Genomic DNA, 17,900 nt, shown 5'->3' with positions numbered 1-17,900 from the left:
AAAAAGCGTTAATGCTTCTTGAAACCGAATAAACATTCGATATTCAGAATCATAAGTCCGTATGACAATTATTTCATCAAATTTTATGCATCACAGCGAAGTGGTAAAACCTGTCCAACCTTGTGTCAATCAATGATGCATAATGGTCCTCGCTAATGATTGCAACAAAAAAAGAAGTCCCGATGGGACTTCTTTTTTTGTATTAAGCTTGAAGCTTACATCATTGGCATTCCGCCGCCGCCCATACCGCCTGGCATGCCGCCCATTTCTTCACTTGGAAGATCTGCAACAGCTACTTCGGTAGTTAGGAACATTGCTGAAACGCTGGCTGCGTTTTGAATGGCTGAACGTGTTACTTTGGTTGGATCAATGATACCAGCCTTAAACATGTTTACAAATTCGCCTTTTATAACATCAAAACCAACACCTACTGCCTTGCCCTGCATTTGAGATACAATAACAGAGCCTTCTAGTCCGGCATTTTCTGCAATTTGTCTCATCGGTTCTTCAATGGCTCTGCGAATAATGAAAGCCCCTGTTTTTTCATCGCCTTCAAGTGTTTCAATGAGTTCATCCACTTTTGCGATAGCATTAATATATGCAGTACCACCACCAGAAACCACGCCTTCTTCAACAGCAGCTCTAGTCGCATTTAAAGCATCTTCAATTCGATATTTTCTTTCTTTTAATTCAGTTTCAGAAGCTGCTCCAACCTGGATAACAGCAACACCGCCTGCTAGTTTAGCAAGACGTTCCTGTAATTTTTCACGATCATAATCAGAATCTGTTTCAGGAATTTGAGCTTTAATTTGACGAATTCTTTCATCAATGGCGACCTTATTTCCTTCACCTTCGACGATGATGGTGTTTTCTTTGTCAACTTTAATTTGACGAGCTTTTCCTAACTGCTCAATGGTCACTGTTTTAAGATCAAGACCTAATTCGTCAGAAATCACTTCGCCTCCGGTTAAGGTTGCGATATCAGCTAACATTGCTTTTCTTCGATCCCCAAAGCCTGGTGCTTTAACGGCGATACAGTTAAAAGTTCCTCGAAGCTTATTAACAACCAATGTTGCCAATGCTTCGCCTTCAACGTCTTCAGCAATGATCAGAAGTTTTGAACCTGATTGAACAATTTGTTCTAATATTGGTAAAATTTCCTGGATATTGGAGATTTTTTTATCGGTAATTAAAATGTAAGCATTGTCTAAAACTGCTACCATTTTTTCTGTATCTGTGACCATATAGGCTGATAAGTAACCACGGTCGAATTGCATACCTTCGGTAAATTCTAATTCAGTACCCATACCTTTGCCTTCTTCAACAGTGATAACACCATCGTCGCCAACTTTGTCCATTGCTTCAGAAATCAATAATCCAATTTCAGCATCACCGGCAGAAATGGAAGCAACCTGAGCTTTGGCTTCTTTGCTTTCGACAGGTTTGCTGTTGCTTTTTAATTCTTCAACAACTGCAGTCACTGCTTTTTCAATGCCTTTTTTAAGAACCATTGGGTTTGCTCCGGCAACAACGTTACGGTTTCCTTCACGAACAATGGCCTGAGCCAATATTGTTGCGGTTGTGGTACCATCGCCGGCAACGTCATTTGTTTTGGTAGCAACTTCTTTTACAAGCTGTGCGCCCATATTTTCAAATGCATCTTCTAATTCAATTTCTTTTGCAATAGTCACACCATCGTTGGTGATGGTTGGTGAACCATAGGATTTACTGAGAATAACGTTTCTTCCTCTGGGTCCTAATGTCACCTTTACTGTGTTTGCCAATTTATCTACGCCAGCAATTAATGATACTCTGGCATCTGTACTAAATCTAATTTCTTTAGCCATATTATTTTCCTCCTAAATTTTAATTATTCTACAATTGCTAAAATATCGGCCTGACGAATAATTAAATATTCTTCTTCCCCAATTTTAACTTCACTACCTGAATACTTAGAATAGATGACTTCATCATCTACCTTAACGTCTAATGGCACTTTTTTGCCATCAATTACTTCCCCGGAACCAACTGCAATAACTTTGCCTTGCTGTGGTTTTTCCTGGGCTGAACCCGGCAGAACAATTCCACCAAGGGTTGTTACTTCTTCTGCTTTAACTTTAATAACTACTTTGTCACCTAATGGTCTTAAACTCATTTTTTTCCTCCATTTAATTATCTTGGGTACATTGTACCTTTTTGTTTCGGTTATTAGCACTCATTCATCACGAGTGCTAATAGTATCTTAAATGATTTCACCTATGATTGCAAGTTGTTTTTTCATTTTTCTCTATCTTAAATTTTTTTAAGATTGTCTTAAACTTATATTCTGGTCCCGATTTTTAATCCCGGTATGGCATTAAGACTGAGGTCACTTGCTCCCCCATTAATATAATTATAATAGGCCATCGAACCAATCATTGCTGCATTATCGGTACAAAGAATGGGGGCAGGAAAATAAAGGGCCAGTCCTTCAGTTGCTGCTGCCTCAGTCATTTTTTCCCGTAATAAGCTGTTGGAAGAAACCCCACCGGCAATGCAAATGGTTTTCATATTAATGGATTTTGCACAGGCAATGGTTTTAGCCACCAACACCTCAACCACTGCCATTTGGAACGATGCTGCAACATCGTTCACATTAATAACCTCATCCTTCATTTTTTTCCTGTTAAGATAATTTAACACTGATGACTTTAGTCCGCTGAAACTAAAATCAAAGCGATCCTTATCTAAAAATGCCCTGGGAAAGTCAATGGCTGAAGCGTTGCCTTTTTTAGAGGCTTCATCAATGGCGGGTCCACCGGGGTACCCCAGACCCAGTACCCGGGATACTTTATCAAAGGCCTCCCCGGCCGCATCGTCTCTGGTTTTTCCTAATACTTCAAAGGTCTGATAATCCTTGACCAGAACAAGATGGCTATGACCACCGGATACCACCAATGTGAGAAATGGCGGCTCCAGTTCAGGATATTGCAAAAAATTTGCGGCAATATGCCCTTCAATATGGTGGACACCAATCAATGGTATATCCAAGCTATAGGCCATGGCTTTTGCTGTGGATAACCCGATTAAAAGGGCTCCCACCAAACCCGGACCGTTGGCGACTCCAATGGCATCGATATCCCCTAAGGAGAGTCCGCTTTCTTCTAAAGCTTCATCAATAATATAAGGAAGTTTGATCACATGATTTCGTGATGCAATTTCAGGTACCACCCCTCCATATTTTTGATGAATGTCAATTTGGGAATAAATCCGATTGGTTATTATTTTTCGGCCATCTTCAACAATAGCCACCGATGTTTCATCACAGGATGTCTCGATACTCATTATTTTCATATTTACCTCAGTTTAATTTTAATTTTCTTTTTTTTAACAGAATAATTCCGGTTACAATAGCTGTAATTCCCTGGGGTATAGCTGCATAAAGAACCATCCGGGCAATGAGATTAAAGAAAAACGGCCCTGGCACAATCCAGATGAGCAAATCAGTATCCGGGTTCATAATCCATAAATCATTGAAAAAAAACAATTGATGAAACAGGGTAAAGGCGCCATCAAAGTTCAGGGTGAAAACACCTCCAATGATAAGGATAATCACCAGGGCTATGGCTGATCCAAAAAAAAGACCTTTGATCAATGCCCTTCGATTGTCTTTTAATAAAAACACGAGTGCTATCAAAAAAAGAAGAAGGGCACTATTTCGAAAGGTTAAAGCGCCATTTAGCAGAGCTCTGACATCACCCATATGAGTCATTTCCTGTTCGTTGAAAATTGAAACCGGCGCATCAGAGATAACCCCCTTTACGGTTAAGTGAGCTTTAATATCAAAATCAGATCGTGTTCCCTGAAGGTAAGACAAAATCTCATCAACCACGGATTCTATATCCGCCTCAGCAATGCCGGTATTTTTTACCACATTGTTTTCTTCAACTTGCTTCATGAAAAAGCTCTTGTCAAAGGATGCCCATTCAATGGCAGTAATGAGAACAATCAAAGGAAAAAGTATCCCGATGATTATGGAAAGGAAACGCGTTTTATTTCCCAAGGTCATACCTCCACATAATAATCCCATCTATTTTATTGTCATAATAGTTTTTTCTGACCCCAGCTTTTTCAAATCCATTGGCTTCATATAGAGCAATGGCGGCTTTGTTATCAGCTCGGACTTCAAGTGTCATTGCCGGGCAACTTTTTGTTAATGCCCACTGACCCATTGCCTTTAAAAGGCTTTGGGCCACGCCACAACGACGGTTTTTTTCCAAAACCCCGATGTTCGTAATCTGAGCTTCATCAATTACTGCCCAGAACCCCCCAAAACCAATGATTTCGCCACCCTGTTCTGCCACCATATAATTTGCCAGCATATTATTAACTTCACCTTCATAGGCTTCAACTGTCCAATTATGCTCGAAGCACTGTTGATCCACCAAAAAAACGCCCTGTAAATCTTTAGATTCCATGGGTCGGTAAATAATTTTCATTTATAGTTTTCTTCAGCATAAGATGGCCGAATGTAAACCGGCTCAACATCCCGATAATGACTGATTTCCCCTTTTAATGCCCGTTCCAGAACAAGCGCAGCCGCCGAGGAGGCTCGATTCATATTCAGATAGTTCGGCACGGCTTTCCCCTGAGGGCATCCTTTCAAAAGAACTTCTGAAAACCTTGGTAATCCGTCGCCTAAAAAGTAAATATCCCCCGGGTATTTTTGGAGTTCTTTTATAAGATCATCAATTTCCATAACAGTGTCCGGCATATCCCTGACCAGACGCCCCTGGTCAAAATGGAATATACCGGTGTAAGTCTGGCTGCGCTGGGCATCAAGCACCGGGCAAATCAACCCTGTGGAACAGGGAATATTCATGGCAAGACTTTCCAGGGATGATACTCCTACCACAGGTTTATTAAGAGCCTGAGCAAAGCCTTTAGTGGTTGCCATACCGATACGAAGGCCTGTAAAGGACCCAGGACCGGCAACAACTCCGAAAACATCAATGTCTTTAATGGATAGACCCCCATCGCATAAAAGGTGGTCAATGGCCACCATAAGCTTTTCCGAATGTTTTTTCTGATGATTGATAATGACTTCGCCAACCAATTTCTCTTCATTGAGAATAGCAGCGGAAGCAACAATTGTGGAAGTATCAATGGTGAGTATATTCATATATTATTATCATTCCTTTATTAATTTTTTTGCACCCGGAAATCAGCTAATACAGAGACCGATTTCTATTTTTTCTTTTTTGCAAGTTCTTTGAAATCACTGTCAATTAATAACAGCTTTTCATTTGAAAAAATGTCATCCGGTATTAATTTTTGAGCTTTATCAAAACAAACGCCCATTTTTATGGCAATATCAAAAAATTCATTTTCAAAGACATGCTCTTCAAAATGATCACGAAGAATATCCATTGCATCCTCATTATTGACAATATCCCTGATTCGGGAATGGATGGTTATAGAATCATTTTTATTTCCACTAAATAAGCTGCTTATAAAACCTTTTTTCTTTTCTTTAGTGATAATAAGATCCTCAAAAGTCAGATTATCCAAAGAATCATCACCGTTAACCAGATCCAATATTTTTTCGATACTTTCTTCAGTGAATATCCCCTTGGAAAATTCGATGAGCTTTCTAAGCGGTGATCCCTGAATCATGGCCATAAAGAACGCATCGTTTTCATCAAAGTTCAGTCCCATAGCCGCTTCAAAGCCAGCAAACAATACTTTGGCAATGATCCGGCCCCGTTCACTTTTTTCAAAATCACCTAGATAAGAATATTGGGTAAGCGGACGCCAGGTCGCTTCCTTTATTATTGTTTTTTTAACAATTGGCAAATTCCGGCTGGAGGTTCCAATATAAATGTCATGCTCTCCGCCTTCATACTCCCAATGTTTGGTTGTTGGATTATAATAGGTGAAGTCATCTAAGCTGAGTTCAAAACTCACTTCTACCGACGCTCCTGCTGGAATAAAAACTTTTTCAAAACGACGCAACTCCCTTAATGGTCGGGTAATTTGTGTATTCTTCTTTCCGGTATACAGTTGAACGATTTCTTTACCATCCAGATTTCCGGTATTGGTCACCCTACATTTAACCTCGATTGTTTTTTCCGGGTCAAGAGACAGGGGCTCTGCTTCAATCATTTCATATTTAAAGGTGGTATAGCTAAGGCCATAACCAAAGGGATATCTCACCCTTTTTTTAGTATAATCATAATATCGGTACCCAACAAAAATACTCTCTCCATAAATAATTTCATCCTGTAACCCAGGAAAATTAATATAGGCCGGTGTATCTTCCAGCTTCAATGGAATGGTTTCTGCCAGTTTTCCGGAGAAATTGCATTTTCCAAAAAGCAGGTCCGCAATGGCACTGCCTCCGGCCTGACCGCCAAGGAACATTTCCACAATGGCTTTTGGCTTGTGCTCCCAGCTCATGTCAACCACACCGCCATTGGATAAAAGGACAACGGTATTTGGCTGAACATGACATATTTTATTTATTAAAGAAATCTGTTTTGCCGGAAGCTCCAGGCTGGTTCGGTCATAGCCCTCGGATTCGTAATGATCCGGAAGCCCCATAAACAATAAAGCCATATCCGATTGAGTAGCTAATTCAACGGCTTCATCTTCTAAATGAACCTGTTTTACCACTTCATCATGAACATATCCTTGGTGAGGCAGTATTTTAATATTGGGTTCTGCTAATTCTTTAATCCGGTCATAGGCCTCATCAATTCGATAGGGATTGATTTTTGAACTCCCACTGCCCTGATAACGCGGATCAAAAGCCATACACCCAATCACAGTCAGTTTCTTAATCTTTTCCGGATTAATTGGAAGGATTTTATCCTCATTTTTTAATAGAACCATACTTTCAACAGCTGCTTTTTTAGCAATTTCATGATGCTTTTTCACATCAATAACAGGAATTTCAGGGTATTGTGTGCGATTTTCTTTCGCTCTGAATGAAAAAGCAATCAATCGTTCAGTCATGGCATTCAATGCGGTAATCTTCAAATGACCTTCCTTGATACGGTCAAAGATCTTTTTGTTATTAACGCCGCCATTCCCGGGCATTTCCAGATCCATGCCGGCAGTTACGCCTTTAACCCGATCATATACAGCACCCCAGTCTGAAACCACAATGCCGTCATAGTGCCACTCATCCCTGAGGATCTTTTTTAAAAAATGGCTATTTTGAGATACAAATTTTCCATTAACACTGTTATAAGAGCACATAACCGCCATGGGTTTGCCCCCCTTAATAGCAATCTCAAAAGCCCTTAAATAAATTTCTCGCAAAGCTCTTTCATCAATTTTTTCATTAACCGTCATGCGATGGGTTTCCTGATTATTGGCAATAAAATGTTTAACCGTTGACCCTACACCCATGCTTTTTGCCCCAAGAATAAAGTTTTTCCCCAAGGTTCCTGATAAGAATGGGTCTTCAGAAAAATATTCGAAATTTCGTCCGCATAACGGTGATCGTTTAATATTGATCCCCGGGCCAAGAATGAGATCAACACCTTCAGCTCGAGCTTCCAGGGCAATGGTCCCGGCAATTTCTGCTAAAAGATCATTATCCCAGGAACATGCAGTCAAAACCGCCGGCGGAAAACAAGTGGCTTCCTTAGCCCCGGGTATGCCCAATATATCTTCGTCCTTTTCAACACGTATGCCATGAGGACCATCAGCCATTACTACTGGTTCAATGCCAAATTGCGGGTAACTCATTGTTTCCCAGGCCGTTCTGCCCGAACATAGGGATGTCATTTCTTCGAGACTCAAATTTCTTCTGATTTTTGTAATTAGCCCTTTATCCATTTTACTCTACTCCTTTACGGATTAATTCAAGTTTTCATTTTGTTTATTTTTTTTCCCCATTGATTTTGATTTTTGGGCACAGGCGTCCACTGCGGAGATAACAGCGTCCCGAAACCCTTTGGCTTCCAAAACCCGAACCGCTTCAATGGTAGTTCCGCCAGGGGTACAAATCTGATCTTTTAACTTTCCCGGGTGTTCCCCTGACTCCAGAACAAGCTTTGCCGCACCAAAAACAGCCTGGGCCGATAATCGGTAAGCCTGATCCCTTGGGAAACCATGGAGAACCCCACCATCAGCCATGGCTTCAATCAATAGCATGGCATAGGCAGGCGCTGAGCTGGCAATCCCCGGAACAACCTCCATTAACTTTTCGCTGATGATTTCTACCGTGCCAAAGCTTTTGAAAATAGCCATAATATCCAAAATATCCTCCTGAACCATTTGATCATCCGGGCAAATGGTGGAGTCCGATTCTCCGACAAACGCAGGTGTGCTGGGTTGGGTTCGGATAACTTTGGTTTCTTCTCCTAGAATACCCTTAATATCATTAAAACTAACACCCACAGCGATGGAAATTATGATAACAGTTGATTTAATGCTTTCAGAAATTTCTTCCAGAACCTTACCATATAAATATGGTTTAACTGCCAGCACTAAATAGTCTGACTTCACTGCCACTTCCTTGTTTGAACAGAGTACACTGACACCATATTTTTGTGCCAGCATTCCTCGTGGGCCTTCGATGGGATCAAAACAGAGAATATTTTTAGGTAAAAACAGTTCACTCTTGATTAATCCACCAATCATTGCACTTGCCATATTTCCACAGCCAATAAATCCAATTGTACTTTTCATCTAAACTCCCTATATAACGCTATTTTAAAATTATTTTAATTGTCTTTTAATGATTATTTTAGACCTTAATTTAGTTGAGTGCAAATTTTAAATGAAAAAACCCACTAATTCTTAAAATATTAATGGGTTAAAACATCTCGCTATTAAAAATTGTTTGAGGCTAAAGATAAAAGCGTCAATAAAAATTTTGCGAGGACAATTTTTTAGTCTTGTTTTATGCATAATAATGCGTCGATGTCTACATTAGTAAAAGCGGTATGCCTAATTAAAACTTGGCAATATCCGTCCGGTACTGGGCCCCGTCAAAGTGAATTTTATCAATGTTGTCATAAACGGTTTTTCGAGCTGCCTCACGGGTTTCCCCAAGGGCTGTAACGCCAAGGACCCGACCACCATTGGTTTGAAGCACACCGTTCACCAGTTTGGTACCAGCGTGGAAAACAACACAATCCTTAACGTCTTCAATGCCAGTAATCACTTTTCCTTTTTTATAAGCTCCAGGATATCCTCCTGATGCAATGACCACACAAACCGCTTCCTGATGTTTCCACTGAATATGGCATTCTGAAAGTTTGCCATCTATTACAGCCTCCATAATATCAACTAAATCAGAATCCATGCGCATGAGCACACTTTGGGCCTCAGGATCACCAAAACGGACATTAAATTCAAGCACTTTAGGGATGCCGTTTTCAATCATTAACCCAATAAAAAGAATACCTTTAAAGTTCATGTCATCAGCAATTAAGCCATTGATAATGGGATCCAAAATGGTTGCCTTAATTCGCTTGTTCAAAGCATCATCATTAAACAGAACATTCGGGGAATAAGTTCCCATTCCTCCGGTGTTCAGGCCTTTATCACCATCATATGCGCGTTTGTAATCCTGGGCGCTTTCCATGGGAACGATGGTTTTCCCATCCACAAAACAAAGCATTGAGGCTTCCTGACCGGTAAGGAATTCTTCAATAACCACCTTATCACCAGCTTCGCCAAACTCACGTTTCTCCATGATCAATTGGATGCCATCTCTTGCATCCTGTTCATTTTCAACAATGAGAACGCCTTTACCTGCAGCCAACCCGTCGGCTTTAATAACCATGGGATAGCCGTAAATGCCAAGATCCTTGAGGATTTCCTGAATATCCGTATATTCTTTATAACCTGCTGTTGGAATGTGATGACGAAATAGGAATTCTTTGGTAAACGCTTTGCTTCCCTCAAACTGGGCGCACTGCCGATCTGGTCCAAAAACCCTGAGACCTTCGGCCTCAAAGGCATCTACCATTCCCATGACCAAAGGAACTTCCGGTCCTATAACCGTTAGATCAATGGCCTGTTCTTTTGCAAAGGCCAAACAACCGGGAATATCCGTAGCAGATAAATCCAAACATTCTGCCAGGTTTGCCATTCCCCCATTTCCCGGGGCTGCATAGATTTTTTCAACCCGGGGGCTTTGGGCTATTTTCCAGGTAAGGACATGTTCACGCCCACCGGAACCAATTATTAGTATTTTCATATGTCTCTCCTTGTTCCATGTCTCCAGGCGGGTACTACCCGCCCCTACGGCACCTTCAATAAGTGATTGCCAATGCAAATTTAATGTTTAAAGTGACGCATGCCGGTAAAGACCATGGCGATTCCTGCTTCATCACAGGCTTTTATGGAGTCTGCATCCCGTCCTGCCCCTCCGGGTTGGATGATGGCAGTAATTCCTGCAGCGGCGGCAGCTTTGACGCAATCATCAAATGGGAAAAAGGCATCCGAAGCCAATACCGCACCCTTTACCGATTCACCACCTTGACGGATGGCATTTTCAAGAGCCCAGATACGATTCACCTGTCCCGGGCCATTGGCAATAAGGCATTTGTTTTTAGTCAGGCTAATGGCATTTGATTTTGTATTTTTTACAGCCTTCCAGGCAAAGAGAAGCTCTGCCAGTTCTTCGTTTGAGGGCTTTCGACTGGTAACGAATTTTAATTCTTCAAACAATAAGGTATCCCGTTCTTGTACCAGCAGCCCCCCCAAGACTTTTTTAACCTCAAAACCAGGTTTGTTGGCGGTGATGTTTTCTACTGCCAGCAATCTCAAGTTTGGCTTCGCTGATAAAATTTCCAGAGCTTCTTTGGTAAAACCAGGCGCCACAACCACTTCTAAAAAAGTTTCGATCATCAGTTTAGCCGCTGGTTCATCAATTTCACGGTTTGCAGCAATAATCCCTCCAAAAATAGAGATGGGGTCGCTTTCATAGGCTTTTTTATAAGCAACCGCTATGTGCATATCACTGGCAATTCCACAGGGGTTGGCGTGTTTAACAGCAACAATCGTGGGTTCTTCACCATATTCTTTGAGAATTTCCAGGGCTCCATTGGTGTCGTTGATATTATTATAAGACAGTTCTTTTCCCTGCAGTTGTTTTGCTGAAGTGAGGGCGCCCTTTACCGGCACAACTTCACCATAAAAAGCTGCTTTTTGATGCGGGTTTTCCCCGTATCTTAAATCTTGAATTTTTTCAAAGGTCATGGTGATGGTTTCTTTTAAAACCTCACCATCTTCTTTTTTTCTTAAAAAGTCGGCAATCATGGTGTCGTAATGTGCGGTGGTTTCAAAGACCTTAAGTGCCAGCTTATAACGTGTTTCGAGCTGTGTTTTTCCATAAGCTTTCAGTTCTGATAATACTACAGCATAATCCATTGGATCCACAACGACGGTTACATCGTTAAAGTTTTTTGCTGCTGAGCGAAGCATGGTTGGGCCACCGATATCGATGTTTTCAATGGCATCTTCAAAGATAACCCCTTCTTTTAAAATCGTATTTTTAAAAGGATATAAATTAATAACCACTAAATCAATGGGAGTAATCTCTAAGTCTGACATTTGTTTTTGGTGATCTGCATTGTTCCTTATGCCTAGAATCCCGCCGTGAATTTTAGGATGCAGTGTTTTTACACGACCATCCAAACATTCCGGGAATCCGGTAACTTCTGAAACACTGATAATGGTAAGGCCTACTGCTCTTAATGCTTTGGCTGTACCACCGGTGGAAAGAATTTCCCAACCCATTGCACTTAATGTTTTGGCAAATTCAACGATGCCACTTTTATCTGATACACTTAATAACGCTCTCATTTATTCCTCCAAAATTTTAAATTACAAGTTACCATCTATTTGAGATTTTTTTTATGTGTTTATTTGGTTTCGTAGGGGCGATTATTAATCGCCCACTGCCGTTGATGTATGAGCCTGACGTTTGCTGGCGGGTACTACCCGTTTATTCTATAGCATGGTCTTTGTTTATTTCAATCGTTTTCTTACAATACGGCCATTAACTTCAAGCTCATCCAGACAAATTGCCTTTACTGCCCCGGGCAAAAGCTGATGTTCGATTTCCAGAACTTTTTTCTGAATGGACTCCGGGGTATCATCATCCGCTACCTTTACAGTTTCCTGGGCAATGATTGGGCCTCCATCAGCGACCTCATTTACGAAATGAACCGTGGCCCCTGTTACTTTGACACCATAATTGATTACTGCCTGATGGACACGCATGCCATAAAAGCCTTTCCCGCAAAAAGAGGGAATCAGAGCAGGGTGAATGTTCACAATGGCATTTGGGTAGGCTTTAATAAAGTTCGGGGTCATGATCCTCATGTAACCTGCCAAAACCACCAGCTCAACGCCGTGGCCCTTTAATCGTTCAATTATTTTTTCATTATAGGTTTCATTTTCCGGATATTCTTTAGGATCCAGAAAAACTGCATCAATACCAGCATTTTTTCCACGTATGAGACCATAGGCATCCGCCTTATCGGAGAGTACAACGACAATTTCTCCATAAACGTCATGAATATGATCAATGAGTTTCTGAAAATTACTGCCGCTCCCTGAGACTAATACGCCTATTTTTTTTAAAGACATAGGTTGATTTTTTCCTCACCTTTAATGACAGACCCCAGGATCACTGGGTTTTCCCCTTTTTCTTCTAAACCCTTAATAAAGGACGCCACTTGATCTGACGGTAAAACGGCCACCAGGCCAATGCCCATATTAAAGGTAGAGTACATTTCCCGGGACGAAATTTTTCCGGCATCCTGGATAAATTTAAAAATCGGCAATGCTTTAATCACCTTAGTATCCACCTTGGCACAAAGGCCATCCGGCATCATTCTGGGAATGTTTTCATAAAATCCACCACCGGTAACATGGCTCATTCCTTTAATACCACAGGGTTTAATAAGATCAGCCAATGCTTTAACATAAATCTTCGTTGGAGTTAAAAGAGCTTCCCCCAGGGTCATTCCCAAATCTTCAACAAAAGTATGAACATCCATGGAATGGTCCTTAAAGAGAACTTTCCGGATAAGTGAAAAACCGTTTGAGTGAACGCCTGAAGAAGGTAGGCCCACAAGGACATCCCCTTCGCCAATGTTTGCACCGGTAACAATATCCTCTTTTTCAACAACGCCAACTGCAAAACCAGCCAGGTCGTATTCATCAAGAGAATACATATCCGGCATTTCAGCCGTTTCTCCGCCGATAAGTGCCATATTTCCCTGGATACAGCCTTCAGAAATGCCTTTAACAATGGTGGCAACTTTTTCCGGATAATTTTTCCCACAGGCAATATAGTCTAAAAAGAACATCGGCTGTGCACCCTGACATAAAATATCATTCACACACATGGCCACACAATCAATCCCAATGGTATCATGCTTATCCATCATAAACGCCAGCTTAAGTTTGGTCCCCACACCATCAGTACCTGAAACCAATACTGGCTTTTTATAACCCTCCGGGAGTTCAAATAATCCCCCGAATCCCCCTAAATGAGAAAGCACCTGGGAATTAAACGTTTTTTGTACATCTGCCTTCATGAGCTTTACGGATTTATAACCGGCTTCAACATCGACCCCGGCTTCACGATATGCATCCGCTTTTATTTGATTATCTGACATATTTCCTCCATTTATTTATATTAATCATTTGCGTTTTGAACTGGAACTTCCATGGGATATTTCCCATCAAAACAGGCACGGCAGAATGTGGTTTTGCCACCCACTGATTCTGTAAGCCCATCAAGGGAAATATAGGCCAGCGAGTCTGCCCCTAATATTTCACGGATTTCCTCAACCGTTTTTCTTGCACCAATTAGGGATTTTCGCCGTGGGGTATCAATTCCAAAATGACAGGTGTTGGAAACCGGTGGACTTGTTACCCGGAAGTGAATTTCTTTCGCCCCGGCCTGTTTTAAAATATCCACCAAATGTTTAGCTGTCGTTCCCCGGACGATGGAATCATCAATAATCACAACGCGTTTGTCCTTAATGTTTTCTTTCAGTGGGTTTAATTTAATGCGCACCCCTTCTTCTCTCAGCTTCTGGTTAGGCTGAATGAAGGTACGACCAATGTATTTATTTTTTATGAGTCCCACGCCATAAGGGATTCCAGATGCCTCAGCGTAGCCAATGGCAGCGCCAATGCCGGAATCCGGAACCCCGATGACAACATCCGCCTCTACAGGGCTTTCTTTTGCAAGAATTGCTCCGGCCTTATGACGTGCCAGATAAACAGAGATTTCATCCATTACTGAATCGGGACGGGCAAAGTAGATAAGCTCGAAAATACAGGCTTTCTTACTAACCCAATTGTTTTGCCCATAGCTGGTGAGACCATTTTCATCAATCACAACAATTTCACCAGGCTCAACATCTCTTACAAGCTCGGCTCCAACAGTATCCAGTGCACAACTTTCAGAAGATAAAAAATAATCCTCATCCTTTTTTCCAATACAAAGCGGTCGTAAACCATAAGGATCCCGAACCCCCACCAGTTTATCCCCAACTGTTAAAACCAGAGCATAGGCGCCTTTGATTATTTCTACCATGCGTTGAATGGCTTCAATCAGCCCATGGCGAAGACCACGTGCCAGGATATTCACCATAACCTCAGTATCAATGGTGGTTTGAAACACCACCCCGGAATCCTCGAGCATGTTACGAAGTGCGCTGTCATTGATGAGATTTCCGTTGTGCGCCAAAGCCATTTGGCCGGTACTATGGTTGACGGTTAACGGTTGGGCATTAATAACCCCATCCTCACCTGAGGTGGAATACCGCACATGACCAATTCCGATATTTCCCTTGAGTTGTTTTAATACAGGTCCCTTGAAAACATCGCTCACCAGACCTGTGTCTTTGTGAGACGTTATTTTTCCATCTTTATTAACAGAAATTCCGGCACTTTCCTGACCTCTGTGCTGAAGAGCATAGAGACCGTAATAAATATAGGAAGCACAATTGTTTTCTCGAACCTTTCGATAAACCCCGAACACGCCGCATTCGTCGTTAAATTTGTCGTTCATCATTGGTATTTTTTTCCTCCAGGTATTTTTTGTTCGTTTTTCCTTATTATTTCTTTTCTTAATTTTCTCTTTAAGATTTGACGCGTTTTAGCATTTCCACGTAAGCTTCTTCCACATTTCCGAGATTTCTCCTGAAACGGTCTTTATCTAATTTTTCATTGGTTTTCACATCCCAGAAGCGACATGTGTCCGGTGAGATTTCATCTGCCAGAACAATTTGTCCATCTGCTGTTTTTCCAAATTCAATTTTGAAATCAACGAGATTAATCCCCTTTTCCAGAAAATAAGCCTTTAAAATTTCATTAATCTTAAAGGTCATTTCTCGAATGGTTTCTATTTCTTCTTTCGTTGCTAATTTCATGGCCAAGGCGTGATAGTCATTGATTAAAGGGTCCCCGAACGCATCATTTTTATAACTGAATTCAAAAATCGGCGTTTCTAATTTCAGGCCTTCTTCCAAACCGACACGCTTGCAAATGGAACCTGCTGCCGTATTACGAATGATCACTTCCAGTGGGAAAATAGTAACGGCCTTCACCAATTGTTCTGAATCAGATAAAAGTTTAATAAAGTGGGTAGGAATGCCTTTTTCTTCAAGCATGGTATAAATCAGTTCTGTCATTTTATTATTGATCACACCTTTTCCGCCGATGCTTCCCTTTTTTTCCCCATTAAAAGCGGTGGCATCATCCTTATATTCAATAATGAACTCATTGGGATTATCTGTTTTAAAAACTTTCTTTGCTTTTCCTTCGTAGAGCTGTTCCAATTTTTCCATCTTAAATCTCCTTACTATTTGTATTGCAAAATTTTACAGTATTTTTTGAACCTTTTCGTTTTTGGCAACAACCTCATCATTTAACAAAATCTTGTAGGCCTTCATTTTCTCCCGGATTTCAGGATATTTAATAGAAAGCATCTGGGCCGCTAATATGCCTGCATTTTCTGCGCCATTCACTGCTACCGTAGCTACCGGCACCCCAGAGGGCATTTGCACAATGGATAAGAGCGAGTCCAGACCTCCCTGAAAGGAGGTTTGGATAGGAATACCGATAACAGGCAGTGGTGTAATACCGGCAATGACCCCGGGAAGATGCGCCGCCTTTCCGGCAGCGCCGATAATAACTTCAATTCCCCGTTCTTCCGCAGTAGCCGCATACTCAAAGATTTTTTGTGGATTTCGATGGGCAGAAATAACCTGAACATCATACTCAATTCCAAATCTCTCAAGAGCTATTAAACATTTTTTCACAACATCAAAATCGGAATCGCTTCCCATAATGACTGCGACCTTTGGTGTATCACCCATTTTAACTCCTTTACTTTGACTTTATTTTATCTATTTTTATTTGAAATAATTCACGCCGGCTTTAAATATTTGCTGATCCATTTTCCCGGGAATATTTTTATACAATCCATTTCCGACTCGCTCGGAATGACCCATTTTACCGAAAACACGACCATCCAGGCTGGTAATTCCTTCCACTGCATAAACAGATCCATTAGGATTAAAGCTGCCATTCAAGGTAGCTTCTCCTTCAAAATCCACATATTGGGTAGCAATTTGTCCGTTTTCGATTAAAGTCTTTAATACCTCATCATTGGCTGCAAAACGGCCTTCTCCATGGGACATGGGAATATGATAGACTTCCCCAATCTCAGTGTTTGCTAACCATGGGGATAGTTTAGAGGCAATTCGTGTCATTGGAATGTTTGAAATGTGACGACCAATGCTATTAAATGTCAAGGTTGGCATAGCCTCGGTAATGTCGCAAATTTCGCCGTTAGGTACCAGGCCAAGCTTAATCAGAGCCTGGAAGCCGTTACAGATGCCAAGAATCAAACCTTCACGATTATTAAGGAGATCCATAACAGCATCCATCATTTTTGAATTCCTGAAAACCGCAGCAATGAATTTACCTGAACCATCCGGTTGATCCCCGGCGCTGAAGCCCCCTGGAATCATGATCATCTGAGATTCCTGAATCTGCTTGACCATTTCATCAATGGACTCAGTAATGGCTTGAGCCGATCGGTTCCTGAAAATGGTGGTGACTGGTTTCCCGCCAACATTTTCAAAGGCTCTGGCTGAGTCATACTCGCAATTTGTTCCTGGAAAAACAGGAATGAAAATTTGCGGTTTCCGAAATATTGGTGAACATTTCAGCTTTGTTATTTTATCAAAGCTCAGGGTTTCCACATTTCCAAAACCATCAACCTTTTCCGGATAAACTTCCCGGAGTGGGGCTTCCCATGCCTCTGTCAGTTCTGCCAGGTCAATCGCTTCATTCTGATAAACCATTTTGCCTTCACTGTTGGTATGTCCAATAATGGTTCCCCCATCAAGCGGTTCCTTGCTTTCCACAAGAATACTTCCAAATAATGAAGCAAAAAGTCTTTCCTGTGTAAAACAGGAAGCCAGGTTAATCCCAATACCGTTTCCAAAAGCCATTTTCGCCACGGCTTCCGCAATTCCTCCCAGGCCGATGGTTTTGGCACTGACAATATTTCCAGCCATGGCATGGGCTTGAATCGTTTCATAAAGTTCTTTAATGCCATCCAAATTAGGAATGCCGTTTTCTCCCATTGGCAATTCAAATAATTGCAGGATTGATTTGGGTGATTTTAGATCACTGGTTATAATAGCATCAATATGCGCAGTGGTCACCCCAAAAGAAATTAATGTGGGAGGAACCGTCAGATCTTCAAAGGTACCTGACATACTGTCTTTTCCACCGATAGCAGGTGTTCCCATTACTTTTTGTACTCTGTGAGCCCCTAAAAGCGCAGCAAATGGACGTCCCCATTTAACCGGATCTTTTCCCAGACGCTCAAAATATTCCTGGAAACTCAAACG

16 protein-coding genes are annotated in these 17,900 nt (G+C 41.4%); all 16 read right to left on the bottom strand.

Translation table 11 applies throughout. From position 1 onward, the window contains the following. Positions 1-215: 215 nt before the first annotated feature. Positions 216-1,847 (bottom strand): chaperonin GroEL, encoded by a 1,632-nt coding sequence (gene groL / locus VIK44_RS04730; RefSeq protein WP_331552696.1) that lies wholly within the window; start codon positions 1,845-1,847, stop codon positions 216-218. A 23-nt stretch (positions 1,848-1,870) separates the two neighbouring features. Further along, positions 1,871-2,155, bottom strand: a complete 285-nt coding sequence (groES, locus tag VIK44_RS04725) for a co-chaperone GroES (protein ID WP_331552695.1) — start codon at positions 2,153-2,155, stop codon at positions 1,871-1,873. A gap of 164 nt (positions 2,156-2,319) precedes the next feature. After that, on the bottom strand, positions 2,320-3,333 hold the full coding sequence (gene tsaD, locus VIK44_RS04720) for a tRNA (adenosine(37)-N6)-threonylcarbamoyltransferase complex transferase subunit TsaD (RefSeq protein WP_331552694.1): 1,014 nt from the start codon (positions 3,331-3,333) through the stop codon (positions 2,320-2,322). A gap of 7 nt (positions 3,334-3,340) precedes the next feature. Continuing rightward, the gene (locus VIK44_RS04715; RefSeq protein ID WP_331552693.1) at positions 3,341-4,042 is read right to left on the bottom strand and encodes a TIGR01906 family membrane protein; all 702 of its coding nucleotides are present in this window, start codon (positions 4,040-4,042) and stop codon (positions 3,341-3,343) included. Next, positions 4,032-4,478, bottom strand: a complete 447-nt coding sequence (gene rimI / locus VIK44_RS04710; RefSeq protein WP_331552692.1) for a ribosomal protein S18-alanine N-acetyltransferase — start codon at positions 4,476-4,478, stop codon at positions 4,032-4,034. The genes VIK44_RS04715 and rimI overlap by 11 nt, the downstream gene beginning before the upstream one ends. Further along, positions 4,475-5,161 carry a tRNA (adenosine(37)-N6)-threonylcarbamoyltransferase complex dimerization subunit type 1 TsaB gene (gene tsaB, locus VIK44_RS04705; protein ID WP_331552691.1) on the bottom strand — a complete coding sequence of 229 codons (687 nt, stop codon included), beginning with the start codon at positions 5,159-5,161 and terminating at the stop codon, positions 4,475-4,477. The genes rimI and tsaB overlap by 4 nt, the downstream gene beginning before the upstream one ends. A 65-nt stretch (positions 5,162-5,226) precedes the next feature. Then, positions 5,227-7,827, bottom strand: coding sequence for a beta-glucosidase (locus tag VIK44_RS04700; protein WP_331552690.1), 2,601 nt, complete (start codon positions 7,825-7,827; stop codon positions 5,227-5,229). Positions 7,828-7,848: 21 nt separating this feature from the next. After that, on the bottom strand, positions 7,849-8,682 hold the full coding sequence (proC, locus tag VIK44_RS04695) for a pyrroline-5-carboxylate reductase (RefSeq protein WP_331552689.1): 834 nt from the start codon (positions 8,680-8,682) through the stop codon (positions 7,849-7,851). A 265-nt stretch (positions 8,683-8,947) separates the two neighbouring features. Continuing rightward, a complete protein-coding gene (purD, locus tag VIK44_RS04690) occupies positions 8,948-10,201 on the bottom strand; it encodes a phosphoribosylamine--glycine ligase (RefSeq protein WP_331552688.1) in 1,254 nt (417 codons plus the stop codon). Positions 10,202-10,281: 80 nt separating this feature from the next. Then, a complete protein-coding gene (gene purH, locus VIK44_RS04685) occupies positions 10,282-11,811 on the bottom strand; it encodes a bifunctional phosphoribosylaminoimidazolecarboxamide formyltransferase/IMP cyclohydrolase (RefSeq protein ID WP_331552687.1) in 1,530 nt (509 codons plus the stop codon). Positions 11,812-11,976: 165 nt separating this feature from the next. Further along, a complete protein-coding gene (gene purN, locus VIK44_RS04680) occupies positions 11,977-12,600 on the bottom strand; it encodes a phosphoribosylglycinamide formyltransferase (protein ID WP_331552686.1) in 624 nt (207 codons plus the stop codon). Continuing rightward, entirely contained in the window at positions 12,591-13,637 is a 1,047-nt protein-coding gene (purM, locus tag VIK44_RS04675; protein ID WP_331552685.1) for a phosphoribosylformylglycinamidine cyclo-ligase, read from the bottom strand. Before purM ends, purN begins: the two co-directional genes overlap by 10 nt. A 20-nt stretch (positions 13,638-13,657) precedes the next feature. After that, entirely contained in the window at positions 13,658-15,046 is a 1,389-nt protein-coding gene (gene purF / locus VIK44_RS04670; RefSeq protein WP_331552684.1) for an amidophosphoribosyltransferase, read from the bottom strand. Between the two features lie 67 nt (positions 15,047-15,113). Further along, on the bottom strand, positions 15,114-15,821 hold the full coding sequence (gene purC, locus VIK44_RS04665; protein WP_331552683.1) for a phosphoribosylaminoimidazolesuccinocarboxamide synthase: 708 nt from the start codon (positions 15,819-15,821) through the stop codon (positions 15,114-15,116). 33 nt (positions 15,822-15,854) lie between these two features. Then, complete coding sequence (gene purE / locus VIK44_RS04660) at positions 15,855-16,352, bottom strand: 5-(carboxyamino)imidazole ribonucleotide mutase (RefSeq protein ID WP_331552682.1); 498 nt, start codon at positions 16,350-16,352, stop codon at positions 15,855-15,857. Positions 16,353-16,388: 36 nt separating this feature from the next. Next, positions 16,389-17,900: phosphoribosylformylglycinamidine synthase subunit PurQ (locus VIK44_RS04655; protein ID WP_331552681.1), on the bottom strand; the 1,512-nt coding region annotated here is incomplete at its 5' end.

The organism is Acetobacterium sp., assembly GCF_036508315.1.
In the GTDB taxonomy this organism is placed as follows: domain Bacteria; phylum Bacillota; class Clostridia; order Eubacteriales; family Eubacteriaceae; genus Acetobacterium.
Note: the sequence above shows the minus strand (reverse complement) of the source record. Positions and strands in the feature narration are given on the sequence as shown.

Coding starts and splice junctions, on each gene's coding strand:
- groL (WP_331552696.1), bottom strand. CDS start 1,847: ATGGCTAAAGAAATTAGATTTAGTACAGATGCCAGAGTATCATTAATT.
- groES (WP_331552695.1), bottom strand. CDS start 2,155: ATGAGTTTAAGACCATTAGGTGACAAAGTAGTTATTAAAGTTAAAGCA.
- tsaD (WP_331552694.1), bottom strand. CDS start 3,333: ATGAAAATAATGAGTATCGAGACATCCTGTGATGAAACATCGGTGGCT.
- rimI (WP_331552692.1), bottom strand. CDS start 4,478: ATGAAAATTATTTACCGACCCATGGAATCTAAAGATTTACAGGGCGTT.
- tsaB (WP_331552691.1), bottom strand. CDS start 5,161: ATGAATATACTCACCATTGATACTTCCACAATTGTTGCTTCCGCTGCT.
- VIK44_RS04700 (WP_331552690.1), bottom strand. CDS start 7,827: ATGGATAAAGGGCTAATTACAAAAATCAGAAGAAATTTGAGTCTCGAA.
- proC (WP_331552689.1), bottom strand. CDS start 8,682: ATGAAAAGTACAATTGGATTTATTGGCTGTGGAAATATGGCAAGTGCA.
- purD (WP_331552688.1), bottom strand. CDS start 10,201: ATGAAAATACTAATAATTGGTTCCGGTGGGCGTGAACATGTCCTTACC.
- purH (WP_331552687.1), bottom strand. CDS start 11,811: ATGAGAGCGTTATTAAGTGTATCAGATAAAAGTGGCATCGTTGAATTT.
- purN (WP_331552686.1), bottom strand. CDS start 12,600: ATGTCTTTAAAAAAAATAGGCGTATTAGTCTCAGGGAGCGGCAGTAAT.
- purM (WP_331552685.1), bottom strand. CDS start 13,637: ATGTCAGATAATCAAATAAAAGCGGATGCATATCGTGAAGCCGGGGTC.
- purF (WP_331552684.1), bottom strand. CDS start 15,046: ATGATGAACGACAAATTTAACGACGAATGCGGCGTGTTCGGGGTTTAT.
- purC (WP_331552683.1), bottom strand. CDS start 15,821: ATGGAAAAATTGGAACAGCTCTACGAAGGAAAAGCAAAGAAAGTTTTT.
- purE (WP_331552682.1), bottom strand. CDS start 16,352: ATGGGTGATACACCAAAGGTCGCAGTCATTATGGGAAGCGATTCCGAT.